At 69.6% G+C, this 12767-nt stretch carries 11 protein-coding genes and 1 pseudogene; 9 read left to right on the top strand and 3 right to left on the bottom strand.

Annotated features, from left to right (window positions below):
• A pseudogene (locus CCN51_RS56210) lies at window positions 1–710 on the bottom strand (hypothetical protein); the annotation flags it as partial.
• Between the two features lie 247 nt (window positions 711–957).
• Between CCN51_RS56210 and CCN51_RS48240 the strand changes: the two are divergent.
• From CCN51_RS48240 to CCN51_RS48280, 9 genes are all read left to right on the top strand, one after another.
• Window positions 958–1770, top strand: a complete 813-nt coding sequence (locus CCN51_RS48240) for an enhanced serine sensitivity protein SseB (RefSeq protein ID WP_078610440.1) — start codon at window positions 958–960, stop codon at window positions 1768–1770.
• Window positions 1771–1914: 144 nt separating this feature from the next.
• Complete coding sequence (locus CCN51_RS48245) at window positions 1915–2682, top strand: enhanced serine sensitivity protein SseB C-terminal domain-containing protein (protein ID WP_014176205.1); 768 nt, start codon at window positions 1915–1917, stop codon at window positions 2680–2682.
• A gap of 315 nt (window positions 2683–2997) precedes the next feature.
• A complete protein-coding gene (locus CCN51_RS48250; RefSeq protein ID WP_043486709.1) occupies window positions 2998–4002 on the top strand; it encodes an ABC transporter permease in 1005 nt (334 codons plus the stop codon).
• Window positions 4003–4133: 131 nt separating this feature from the next.
• Entirely contained in the window at window positions 4134–5930 is a 1797-nt protein-coding gene (locus CCN51_RS48255) for an ABC transporter substrate-binding protein (protein WP_043486706.1), read from the top strand.
• A 155-nt stretch (window positions 5931–6085) separates the two neighbouring features.
• Entirely contained in the window at window positions 6086–7060 is a 975-nt protein-coding gene (locus tag CCN51_RS48260; RefSeq protein ID WP_014176202.1) for an ABC transporter permease, read from the top strand.
• Window positions 7057–8220: an ABC transporter ATP-binding protein gene (locus CCN51_RS48265; protein WP_014176201.1), complete on the top strand. Its 1164-nt coding sequence runs from the start codon at window positions 7057–7059 to the stop codon at window positions 8218–8220. The genes CCN51_RS48260 and CCN51_RS48265 overlap by 4 nt, the downstream gene beginning before the upstream one ends.
• 20 nt (window positions 8221–8240) lie before the next feature.
• Window positions 8241–9314: an ABC transporter ATP-binding protein gene (locus CCN51_RS48270; RefSeq protein ID WP_043486702.1), complete on the top strand. Its 1074-nt coding sequence runs from the start codon at window positions 8241–8243 to the stop codon at window positions 9312–9314.
• 78 nt (window positions 9315–9392) lie between these two features.
• Complete coding sequence (locus tag CCN51_RS48275) at window positions 9393–10052, top strand: trimeric intracellular cation channel family protein (RefSeq protein ID WP_014176199.1); 660 nt, start codon at window positions 9393–9395, stop codon at window positions 10050–10052.
• Between the two features lie 194 nt (window positions 10053–10246).
• Window positions 10247–11122, top strand: a complete 876-nt coding sequence (locus tag CCN51_RS48280; RefSeq protein ID WP_014176198.1) for an SRPBCC family protein — start codon at window positions 10247–10249, stop codon at window positions 11120–11122.
• A gap of 101 nt (window positions 11123–11223) precedes the next feature.
• Here CCN51_RS48280 and CCN51_RS48285 read toward each other — a convergent pair whose 3' ends face one another.
• Window positions 11224–12075, bottom strand: coding sequence for an alpha/beta fold hydrolase (locus CCN51_RS48285; protein WP_014176197.1), 852 nt, complete (start codon window positions 12073–12075; stop codon window positions 11224–11226).
• A 46-nt stretch (window positions 12076–12121) separates the two neighbouring features.
• Window positions 12122–12580 carry a carboxymuconolactone decarboxylase family protein gene (locus CCN51_RS48290; RefSeq protein WP_014176196.1) on the bottom strand — a complete coding sequence of 153 codons (459 nt, stop codon included), beginning with the start codon at window positions 12578–12580 and terminating at the stop codon, window positions 12122–12124.
• Window positions 12581–12767 lie beyond the last annotated feature (187 nt).

Raw genomic sequence — 12767 nt, forward strand, 5'->3', positions numbered from 1 at the left:
CCGGCGGCGATGGCGTCCAGCAGGTCGTCGATCGCCCGCTGCAGTGCGTCCAGCGGGTCGGTCGAGACGTCGGTGGGCTGGGCCTGGGGGGTGAGCGGCGGCATCTGGGCCTGTCCCTGCCCGGCGGCCTGCCCCTGTCCGGCCTGCTCCTGATCGGCGGCCTGCGGCGGCACGGTGATCTGGCCCTGGTCCTGACCTTGGCCCTGGCCCTGGTCCTGGCCCTGGTTCTGGCCTTGCTTCTGGCCCTCGTTGGGGTCGTCCGACGGCATCAGGTCGCGGGCCTGCTCCCGGTCCTTGTCCCGTCCCTTGTCCTGGGCCTTGCTCTGGGCCTTCTCCTGGACGCGCGCAGCGGCCCGCGGAGTCATGGCCGCCTCGGCGGACTTGCGGGCGGCCTTCACCGCGCTGTCGATCGCCGCCGCGTGCTTGATCAGGTCGGCCTCGGAGAGCATCCCGTTGGGGGCCTCCTCCACCGCTTTGGCCAGGTCGGTCACCCGCTCGAGGAGGGTTCGCAGATCGTGCATGGCCTGGACCTGGGCGGGACTCATCCGGGTGTCGGCGAGTGCCGCTGGGGTGGGGGCCGGGGCCTTGGCGCCGGCCGAGCCTCCGGACCCGGCGGCTGCGGCCGCGGACAGACCTGCGGTGCCGAACAGAAGAGAGCCGGCCATGACGGAGGTGACGAGGACTTCGGCCTTGCGGGAGGCGCGGATCATGAGACCTTCCTTCGCTGTGGGTGACGTACGGGCGTACTCGACACCACGGTGCGAAGAGCGCAAACCGTACGCAACTCGACGATTACGTTCTGGAGTCGTCGAAAGTGGTCGTAAGTCGTCCACGTTCGGTCGTCGCCTCCCCCGCGACCTGGGGATTTGCTGTGGAGATCGACGGCCCTCGAAGCCGCCCGGCGATGCAGCCGTTAGGGTGCTTGTGCAGGTCCGACGAGATGGCGGTTGAGCGGAAATGAGCATCCCGGAGCAGCACGGTCCAGTACTGGCTCACGGCGGGTTTTCTGACGGTGCGTCTTCCGGGATTCCGGCGTTTCCGGCGTTTCCGGGCAATGAGCTGGAAGAGGTGCTGGTCGCCTCGGTCGATGTCCCCGGCGCCGGTGCCCGCATCGTCGAGACCCTGGCCCGCAGCCGGATCTGGGTGCCGCTGCCCAACGGGGGCGGCCCGGACAGCAACGGCCTGGACCTGCCCACCATGGAGATCGAAGGCGGCGCGTATGTGCCGGTGTTCAGCTCGGAACAGCAGTTCCTGCAGATCGTCGGCGCCCATATGGCGTTCACCGTCGCCCCGGCCGTCGAATTCGCCCGCGGTCTGCCGCCCCAGCTCGGTATCGCGGTGAACCCCGGCGGCCCCGTCGGCGTCCCGCTTCCGCCGCTGGCCGTGGCCGAGCTGTGCCGGGCCGGGCGCAGCGAGCTGGACGGTCCGGCCACCGGTGGCCGGGTGCGCCTCTTCGAACCGGACTGGCAGGACGAACCGGTCGACTTCCTGGCGGCCGCCGGGCTCGAGTTCGGCAAGGTGGCCGGGTTGCGGACCGCCCGGCGCGCCCTGGCCAGTGTCGAGGGGGAGCCGCCCGCGCTGTTCGTCGGCGTCGAACTGGACGTTCCGGGCCCGGAGAGCCAGGCCACCGCCGTGGAAGCGCTCGGCCGCGCGCTCGGCGCCGTACCGTTGCCGTGGACGGTCCAGCTCGTTCTGCTGGACATCGCGCAGGATCCGGTGGCGGACTGGATGCGGGAACGGGCGCGACCGTTCTACGACCGTGACCGCTGAGTCGCCCGGGAGCCCACTGTAAGGGCCCGTAAGCTGGTTGGATGACCGGTGTCGGGGCGCGGTCGCGCGCCCCTGACCAAGTGTGTGGACAGGCCGAGAGAGGGGCGGACCCAGGTGAGCGCGGGAGGCGGCCACGTCGAGCGGATGCTGCAGCAGGTCGCTCCCGGCCGGTACGACGCCTACGAGTCACTGCTGTACGCGCTCGCCGAAGGCCAGATCTGGATGCTGCTGTGGCACGGCACCCCCGGCTCGCCCGACGCGCAGTACGGGAACATGGACGTCGCCGGGCTCGGCTACGCCCCCTGTGTGACCTCCGCCCAGGAGCTCGCCGCCAGCGGCTGGAACCGCGCCCATGAGGTTGTGGGCGGGCGCCAGATCGCGTCCTCCCTCTTCCCCGACCGCTACGGCCTGTGGCTCAATCCGCATGCCCCCGGCGGCGGTGTCGGCATCCCCTGGCTCGATCTGCGCCGAATCGCCTGCGGCCTGGAGCTGCTGCCCGCCGGGCCGCTGCGGCTCAGCGAGCCCGCCATCGAAATCCCGCAGTTCTACGCCCTGTTGGGGCAGAACGCGCATCGTACGCCCGCGGTGCGGTCGCTGCGCCGCGCCTGGGTGCAGCCCGCGCTCGGCGCGCCGTATCTGGCGATCGGGCTCGACCTGTTCGACAGCGGCGCCGCCGGGGTGGAGGCGGCGCGGGCGATGATGAGCCAGTCGATCGGCGCGGTGCCCGACGGGCTGCCGGTCTCCACGGTCGCGATGTCCGACGAGTACGACCCGGTGGCCTTGTGGATGCGGGCCAACGCCCGCCCGTTCTTCAACCGTGACGCCTTCGGGGCGGCCCAGCCCGCCCCCTCGTACGGCTATCCGCCGCAGCAGGGCGGCCGGCAGTCCGGGCCCGCCCCGAGCACCTGGTAACACCTGTGTCATACGCCCGTCATCGGACCCGTTGACCGGACGGCCCGCACCGCTGAGCGGAGTTGCGGTCCGGATAACGGAACACCTCTCGCCACATCACGGTTAGGCATCCATTGCCCGGATGGACTGGCGGGTGATCACGAGCGCGATGAAGACTCCCGCAACGGGAAGTGTCCGTACCTGCGGGTAGTGCGCGCTTCCCCTTCACTAAACTTCCGCACCACGAGCACCACATTCACCTGCGTTTGTGAACCACGCCGCTACAGCGGCAGGTCGTGGGCCGGTCACCACCGGTCGAGAGGGGTCCCCACCACGATGACGGCACCAGTGCACGGCACGAGCACGGATGCGGAACCGGCCGCGCCCGTCGATGTCGCCGCGGATGTAGTCAAGGCCTCGGTCGAGGGCAGGTCGCTGCGCCAGATCGCCTGGATGCGCCTGAAGCGGGACAAGCTGGCGCTGGCCGGCGGGGCCGTGGTTCTCCTCCTGGTGCTGGTGGCCGTCTTCGCGCCGCTGATCGTGAGCCTGCTGGGGCACCCGCCCAACGAGTTCCACCAGGAGGAGATCGACCCGCTGTTCGGCACCCCGAAGGGCTCCTGGGGTGGCATCAGCTCCGACTTCCTCTTCGGCGTCGAACCGTCCAACGGCCGCGATGTTTTCAGCCGGATCGTCTACGGCGCGCGGATCTCGCTGCTGGTGGCCTTCCTCGCGGCGGTCGTCGCCGTGGTGCTGGGGACTGTCTTCGGCGTCATCGCGGGGTATTTCGGCGGCTGGGTTGACACCGTTATCAGCCGGGTGATGGACATGCTGCTGGCCTTCCCGCAGCTGCTGTTCATCATTTCCCTGGTCTCGGTGCTGCCGAACGATCTGCTGGGGCTGTCCGGCAGCGGGGTGCGCATCGCGATCCTGGTCTCCGTGATCGGCTTCTTCGGCTGGCCGTACGTCGGCCGCATCGTGCGCGGCCAGACGCTGTCGCTGCGCGAGAAGGAGTACGTCGAGGCGGCGCGCAGCCTGGGCGCCGGCCGGCGCTACATCCTCTTCCGGGAGCTGCTGCCCAACCTGGTCGCGCCCATCACCGTCTACGCCACGCTGATGATCCCCACCAACATTCTCACCGAGGCGGCGCTCAGCTTCCTGGGCGCGGGCGTGAAGCCGCCGACCGCGTCCTGGGGGCAGATGCTCTCCGATGCCGTCGGCACCTACAAGGACGACCCGATGTTCATGATCATTCCGGGTCTGGCGATCTTCATCACCGTGCTGGCGTTCAACCTCTTCGGCGACGGCGTCCGAGACGCCCTCGACCCGAAGGGAACGCGTTGATGGCGCCCCGCGCGACCGCGGCCCAGCCGCACCGAAACGAATCTGCCCCTGCCGCACCTGTCAGGCGGCGGTCACCCGATGGTTCTCCGGCGCCGTGCCAAGGACCGATATCCCGGAGGTTGCACGAAACAATGAAACCCCTACGTTCCTCGAGAAGTAGGCGGATCGCCGGTGCGGCGGTCGTCGTCGGGGCCCTGATGGCCACTGCGGCCTGCGGCGGCAACAAGGACGACGACAAGAGCGAGGGCGCCGGGTTCAACGCCGCGACGAAGGGCATCGCCAACGCGTCGACCAAAACGGGCGGCACGCTCAAGTTCATCAACAAGCAGGACTTCGACTCGCTCGACCCGCAGCGCCAGTACTACGGCTTCGCCTGGGACTTCTCGCGCTTCTACGCGCGCCAACTGGTCACCTATGCGCCCAAGCCGGGCAAGGCGAGCAACGAGCTGGTCCCCGACCTGGCCACGTCCAACGCCAAGATCACCGACGGCGGCAAGACGTACACCTACACCCTGCGTGACGGGATCACCTGGGAGGACGGCTCGCCGATCACCTCCCAGGACGTCAAATACGGCATCGAGCGCATCTGGGCCAAGGACCTCATCTCCGGCGGTCCGGCCTATCTGCGCCAGGTCCTGGACCCCGATGGCAAGTACAAGGGCCCGTACAAGGACAAGTCCAAGGACAAGCTGGGCCTGAAGGCGATCGAGACGCCGGACGCGAAGACCATCATCTTCCGGCTGCCCAAGCCCAACGGTGACTTCGAGCAGATGCTGGCGATGCCCACCGGTTCGCCCGTGAAGGCGTCCAAGGACAAGGGCGCCCAGTACACCAACCAGCCCTTCTCCTCCGGCCCGTACAAGGTCCAGTCGTACAAGCCGGGCAAGGGCGCGGTCCTGGTCCGCAACGACAAGTGGAAGAAGGCCTCCGACCCGATCCGTCCGGCCCTGCCGGACAAGGTCACGGTGACCCTCAACTCCAACCTCGACGCCGTCGACGAGCTGCTGATCAAGGGCGACTACGACGTCTTCCTCAGCGCCACCGGCATGGGCCAGGCCGGCCGCAGCGAGGCGCTCAAGCAGCACAAGGACAACGTCGACAACATCGAGACGAGCTTCGTCCGGTACGTCGACTTCGCCACCAAGGTCAAGCCGTTCGACAACGTCCACTGCCGCAAGGCGGTTTTCTACGCCACCGACTACACGTCGCTGCAGACCATCCGCGGTGGCCCGCAGGCCGCCGGTGACATCGCCACCACCATGCTCCCCAAGAGCATCGCGGGCTGGGACGAGTACGACCCGTACGGCGTCATCGAGCGCACCAGCAAGACGGGCAAGAAGTACAAGGAGGCCATGGCGGCGGCCAGGGCCAAGGCCAAGGACGAGCTGAAGCAGTGCGGTAAGCCGGACGGCTTCTCCGCCAACATCGTCGCCCGTAACGACCAGCCGAACGAGGTCAAGGCCGCCGAGGCGCTGCAGGCGGCGCTGGGCGAGGTCGGCATCAAGCTCCAGGTCGAGAACATCGACGGTGCCTCCTCGGCGAGCATCACCGGCTCCCCCTCGGTGATGAAGAAGCGCAACCTGGGTCTGTCCATGACCGGCTGGGGCCCCGACTTCCCGACCGGCCAGGGCTTCGAGCAGCCGCTGATCGACGGCCGCTTCATCCAGCAGACCGGTAACTACAACGTCTCCGAGACCAACGACCCGACGATCAACGGGCTCTTCGACAAGGCGCTCAAGGAGACCGACCCCGCCAAGGCCGGTGAGTCCTACAAGGAGATCAACCACAAGATCGTCGACCTGGCCGTGCAGATGCCCTTCCTCTACGAGAAGAACATCACCTGGCGCAGCTCCCGGCTGACGAACGCCTTCTCTTCGGCGGCCTACAACGGCCGTTACGACTACTCCCAGCTCGGCGTCGTCAAGTGATGGTTCGCCAAGCGACCGTCACACCCCACCATCGCCGAACCGTATAGGCCCGAAGGGCAGGTGATGGCCGCGGGTGGTGGTCCGGGAGTCCCCTGATCGGGGGCTCCCGGGCCACCGCCGGGCCGCGCACAGTGCTTGCATATGTCATCCGGCGCTTGTTCGCCGTCATCATGATGCTGTTGGTCGTCACACTCACGACCTTCGCCATCTTCTTCATGATCCCGAAGTGGGCCGGTTCCGATCCCGCGCTCCTCTTCGTCGGCAAACAGTCCGACCCGGAGGCCATCGAGGGCATCAGACAGAAGCTGAGCCTCGACGATCCGCTGCTGGTGCAGTTCTGGCACTTCATCGAGGGTCTGTTTGCCGGTCGTGACTATGCCAACGGCAATGATGTCACCCACTGCCCCGCGCCCTGCTTCGGCTACTCCTTCCGCACCGAGCAGGCGGTGTGGCCGCAGCTGACCGATGCCATGCCGGTCACCCTCTCGCTCGCCGCGGGCGCCTGTGTGCTGTGGCTGGTCGGCGGCGTCACCGCCGGCGTCGTCTCCGCGCTGCGCCGGGGCACCCTGTGGGACCGCGCGGCGATGGGCGTCGCCCTCGCCGGTGTCTCGCTCCCCATCTACTTCACCGGTCTGCTCTCCCTGGCCATCTTCAGCTACCAACTGAACTGGGTCGACGTGGACTACCAGGGGATCACCGACGATCCGGCCATGTGGTTCCAGAGCCTGATCCTTCCCTGGATCACCCTCGCGTTCCTCTACGCCGCGACCTACGCCCGGCTCACCCGCGCCACCATGCTGGAGATCATGGGCGAGGACTACATCCGCACGGCCCGCGCCAAGGGTCTGCGGGAGCGGGTCGTCATCGGACGGCACGCCATGCGCTCCACCTGGACGCCGATCCTCACCCTGCTCGGCCTGGACCTCGGCGCCCTGCTGGGCGGCGCGGTGCTGACCGAATCCACCTACAACCTGCCGGGCCTCGGCCGGCTCGCGGTGACCGCGATCAGCAACAAGGACCTGCCGGTCATCCTCGGCGTCACCTTGATGGCGGCCCTGTTCATCGTGGTGGCCAACCTCATCGTGGACCTCCTGTACGCCGTCGTCGACCCGCGAGTGAGGCTCGGATGACCGATATCGAAAAGTCCGGGACCGCCAAGCCCGCCAAGCTCGACAAGCCCGAGACGACCGGCGATCTGCCGGCCACCGGCACCGCGCTCGGGGAGGTGGCCGCGGCCGGCTCCCCGGCCCCCACCGCCTTCCTCGAGGTGCGCGACCTCAAGGTCCACTTCCCGACGGACGACGGCCTGGTCAAGTCGGTGGACGGGCTCAGCTTCCGGCTGGAGAAGGGCAAGACGCTCGGCATCGTCGGCGAGTCCGGCTCCGGCAAGTCCGTCACCTCGCTGGGCATCATGGGCCTGCACACCGCCGGACAGTACGGCCGGCGCAAGGCGCAGATCTCCGGTGAGATCTGGCTGAACGGGCAGGAGCTGCTGGGCGCCGACCCGGACGAGGTGCGCAAGCTGCGCGGCCGTGAGATCGCGATGATCTTCCAGGATCCGCTGTCCGCACTGCACCCCTACTACACCATCGGCCGCCAGATCAGCGAGGCGTACCGGGTCCACCACGACGTCACCAAGGACGTGGCCCGCAAGCGCGCCGTCGAGATGCTGGACCGCGTCGGCATCCCGCAGCCGGACAAGCGGGTGGACAGCTATCCGCACGAGTTCTCCGGCGGTATGCGGCAGCGCGCGATGATCGCGATGTCGCTGGTCAACAACCCCGAGCTGCTGATCGCCGACGAGCCGACCACCGCCCTGGACGTCACCGTGCAGGCGCAGATCCTCGACCTCATCCGGGATCTGCAGAAGGAGTTCGGCTCCGCGGTCATCATCATCACCCACGACCTGGGCGTCGTCGCCGAGCTCGCCGACGACCTCCTGGTGATGTACGGCGGGCGCTGCGTCGAGCGCGGTCCGGCCGAGAAGGTCTTCTACGAGCCCCAGCACCCCTACACCTGGGGCCTGCTCGGCTCGATGCCGCGTATCGACCGCGACCAGACCGAGCGCCTCATCCCGGTCAAGGGCTCCCCGCCCAGCCTGATCAATATTCCGTCCGGCTGTGCCTTCCACCCGCGCTGCCCGTACGCCGATGTGCCCAAGGACAACATCACGCGCACGGAGCGGCCGGAGCTGCGTGAGGCCGGGAGCGGCAACCACTTCTCCGCGTGCCATATGACGCAGGAGGAGCGCACGCGGATCTGGACCGAAGAGATTGCGCCGAAGCTGTGACGGACACGAAGGATCCGAAGATGACGGTCCCGGAGCAGGCGACCACCACCCCCGAACCCCTGCTCAAGGTGTCCGGCCTGGTCAAGCACTTCCCCATCAAGAAGGGGCTGCTGCAGCGGCAGGCCGGCGCGGTGCAGGCGGTGGACGGCCTGGACTTCGACGTACGGCCGGGGGAGACCCTGGGCGTGGTGGGCGAGTCGGGCTGCGGCAAGTCCACCATGGGACGGCTGATCACCCGGCTGCTGGAACCCACCCGCGGGAAGATCGAGTTCGAGGGCAAGGACATCACACACCTCGGCACCGCCGGGATGCGGCCGATGCGCCGCGATGTGCAGATGATCTTCCAGGACCCGTACTCCTCGCTGAACCCCCGGCACACGATCGGCACCATCGTCAGTGCGCCCTTCCGGCTCCAGGGGGTCAAGCCGGAGGGCGGCATCAAGGCCGAGGTGCAGCGGCTGCTGTCGGTGGTCGGCCTCAACCCCGAGCACTACAACCGCTATCCGCACGAGTTCTCCGGCGGCCAGCGCCAGCGCATCGGCATCGCCCGGGCGCTCGCGCTCAGGCCCAAGCTGGTCGTCGCGGACGAGCCGGTCTCGGCGCTGGACGTATCGATCCAGGCCCAGGTGGTCAACCTGCTGGACGACCTCCAGGACGAGCTCGGCCTCACGTATGTGATCATCGCGCACGACCTGTCGGTCATCCGGCATGTCTCGGACCGGATCGCGGTGATGTACCTCGGCAAGATCGTCGAGCTGGCGGACCGCAAGGACCTGTACGAGCGGCCGATGCACCCGTACACCAAGGCGCTGCTCTCGGCGGTGCCGGTGCCGGACCCCAAGCGGCGCGGCAAGCGTGAGCGGATCCTGCTCCAGGGCGATGTGCCCTCGCCGATCTCGCCGCCGTCCGGCTGCCGCTTCCACACCCGGTGCTGGAAGGCGACCGAGGTGTGCAAGCAGCAGGAGCCGCCGCTGATCGCCCTGGCGACCGGGCACCAGGTGGCCTGCCACCACCCGGAGAACGCTTCCGACCAGGCGCCGGCGGAGAAGGCCGGGCCCGAGGCGGCGGCGAAGGTGCAGAAGAAGGCGGAGTAGCGGGCTGGACGGGCCCGGGAAGAGAGCAGCCAGGGGAGCGGCCCGAGGGCGAGAACACCGGATGAGTAAAAATGTCGGGTGTTCATCGATCTGTTCAGCCCGTCCGTCCAGCACTCGCTCGACCTCGTCGGAATCTTCGTCTTCGCGATATCCGGCGCGCTGCTCGCCGTGCGCAAGAACTTCGACGTCTTCGGCATGGCGGTGCTCGCCGAGGTCACCGCGCTGGGTGGCGGGGTGTTCCGCGACCTGGTCATCGGCGCCGTGCCGCCGGCCGCCTTCACCGATCTCGGCTACTTCCTCACCCCGCTCATCGCCACCGTCATCGTCTTCTTCCTCCACCCCGAGGTGGAGCGGATCACGGCGGCGGTGGGCGTCTTCGACGCGGCCGGGCTCGGGCTGTTCTGCGTCACCGGCACCATGAAGGCGTACGACCACGGGCTCGGCCTCACCTTCTGCGCCGTCCTCGGCATGACCACGGCGATCGGCGGCGGTGTGCTGCGCGACCTGCTCGCCCACGACGTGCCCTCGGTGCTGCGCTGGGACCGCGGTCTGTACGCGGTCCCAGCCATCGTGGGCGCGACGATCGCGGCGCTCCTCATCCAATTCGACGCGCTGAACGGGGGCACCAGCGCCCTCGCGGCCACCGTGGCGTTCCTGATCCGGCTGATGGCGATGCGGTTCGGGTGGCGCGCCCCGCGCGCCTGGAACCGGCGCAGCACGGCGGCCGAGGAGGTCTGACCGAGCGGGGTCTGACCGAGCGGGCTGTCAGGGCGCGGCAGGAGTCCCCTCAGCGGCGGCTCAGGGCGCGGTCAGCCCCGGCAGCGTTCACCGTGGTTGTATGGCGACTATCGGGGCCGCTGCCGTCTGGGCGGGGGCACCTCCCAGCGGTGGCTGGGGGATAACCGAGCCCCGAAAAAAAGGGGAGATGCGCGGTGAAGGACACCCTGAGCTCGACCGAGGGCGGCCGCTCCGCCCTGCGTCTGGAGCGGCGGATCGGCCATCCGCCGGAGGAGGTCTGGCGGGCCCTGACCGAGCCCGCCCTGATGGCCCACTGGTTCCCCGCCGAGGTCCGGCTGGAGCCGCGGGTCGGCGGGCGGATCGACTTCGTCTTCCCCGGGCATGACGTACCGGACACGCACGGGGCCGTCACGGAGCTCGACCCGCCGCGCGTCTTCGCCTTCACCTGGGGCGACGACCTGCTCCGCTGGGAGCTGCGCCCCGAGGCCGACGGCAGCGCGCTGACCCTCACCCACACCTTCCGCGACCGCTTCGGCGCGGCCAGCTTCGCCTCCGGCTGGCACACCTGCGTCTCGGCGCTGGCCACCCTGCTGAACGGCGAGAAGAACGGGATCGCGGCGGACACGGCCGAGCTGCACGAGCGCTATGTCGAGGCGTTCGGACTGGCCGAGGGGGTCGTCGAGACCACCGAGGACGGCTGGCGGCTGCGGTTCGAGCGGCAGCTGGTCCGTCCGGCCGAGACGGTGTGGCAGGCGCTGACCGGACCGGCCGGCGCCGAGGAGCCCGTGGTGGGCGGCGCGGTGCCGATCGGATTCCGTACGGACGCGGTCCCGCCCGGCCCGGTCGCGGACGTGACCGCGCCCCGCGAGCTCGCCTACGACTGGCTCCTCGGCGGCCGCCCGGTCGGCCGGGTCCGGTGGCAGCTGACCGTCGGCACGGGCCACGGCGCCCGCCTCATCCTCACCCAGACCGGCCCGGCCGAGGCCGCCGAGGAGCGGGACGCGGCGCTCGCGGAGTGGCGTAAGCACATCGCACTGCTGGCCACGAAGCTGCTGCACATGCGGGGCTGAGCCCCCCGACGCGGCGCCGCGCCCACGATGAGGCGCCGCTCCGTGACGCGGCGCCGCGTCCGCGAGACGTGCCTACAACCTCCGCCGCCGCCGCGACGTGCCTACTCGCCGAGAAAGCCCAGCAGCGCGGCCGTGAGCTCGGCCGGGGCGTCCTCCTGGACGAGATGGCCCGCGCCCTCGAACAGCCGCAGCCGCGCACCGGGGATCAGGGCCGCCAGCTCCCGCCCCCGCTCCGGCGGAATCCAGCTGTCCGCGGCGCCCCAGCAGACCAGGACGGGCAGGTCGAGCTCGCCGTAGCGGCCCTGGATCTCGTCGGTGAAGCGCTGGTCGTTCTGCGCCATCTGCCGGTAGAGCGCGGCCTGCCCCTCCCCGTCGCACCACGGTTCGACGAGCCGGTCCAGGACCGCCGGGTGCAGCCCGGGACCGCTGGCCGAGGCGACGTACTCCCGCACCAGAGCCCGGTGCAGCCCGGGCGGCAGCCGCTCGAAGACCTCGGCGTGCTCGCCGAGCAGCCGGTAGGTGGGCGAGCCCCAGGGGGCCAGGGCCACCGGGTCGACGAGGGCCAGTCGGCGGTAGTGCGCGCCGTGCAGCAGATGGGCGCGCAGGGCGACGCAGCCGCCAAAGTCATGGGCGACGACGGACGGCGCCCGCTCGCCCCCGGCCAGCCCCCAGTGGTCCAGCAGCTCGGTGAAGACCCGGGCCTGGGCGGCCAGGGAGACGTCCTGGCCCGGGTGCTTCTCCGAGGCGCCGTAGCCGGGCATGTCCCAGACGAAGACCCGGTGGCGGTCGGCGAGCGCGCGGGCGACGGACCGCCAGACGTACGAGGAGAAGGGCGTGCCGTGGAGGAGGACGACCGGCGGGCGGTCCGGGGCACCGAGCGCGGCCCAGCGGACCTCGCCGGAGGAGCTGCGGTGGGTACGGTCCAGCGTCCAGTCTGTCCAGTCGGCTGTCATGAGCAAAAAGCTAATTGGTCATGACAGCCCTGTCGAGGCTGTTGCGTCAGCTGTTCTGCGGGGCGTCGGCGTCGGTGTCGGCGTCGGTGTCGGTGTCGGCGCCGGGCAGCAGCCCGCGCTCGCCGAAGACCTTCTTGGCGACGAAGGTGGCGTTGAGCGACTTGGGGATGCCGCAGTAGACGGCCGCGTGCAGCAGCGCCTCGGTGATCTCGGTCGGGGTGAGCCCCACGTTCAGCGCGGCGTTGATGTGCACCTCGAGCTGCGGCTCGCAGCCGCCGAGGGCGGTGAGTATGCCGAGGGTGACCAGCTGCCGGTCCCGGGGGGCCAGCTCGGGGCGGGCGTACATGTCGCCGAAGGCCCAGGCGGCGACCTGGTGGCCGAGCTCGGGGGAGATATCGGCCAGCGAGTCGACCACTCGCTCGCCCGCCTCGCCGTCGATCCGGCTCAGCACCTCCATGCCGTACTCGAACCGCTCCTGCTTGATCGTGTCGTTCGCGTTGCTCATGTCCTGAACGCTAGGAGTTGGAGCGCACTCTAAGGCAAGTGGCCAAGCAGAGGGGTGGGCAGGGGGCGGGCAGGGACCGGGTACGGGGCTCCTCCGTGCGCCCGGTACGCGCCCCCGCTCCGGCTCGTAGAATCGAGCCCACCATGGTTTACCTCGACCACGCCGCCACCACCCCGATGCTTCCGGA

Source organism: Streptomyces milbemycinicus (assembly GCF_002154605.1).
GTDB lineage: Bacteria > Actinomycetota > Actinomycetes > Streptomycetales > Streptomycetaceae > Streptomyces > Streptomyces milbemycinicus.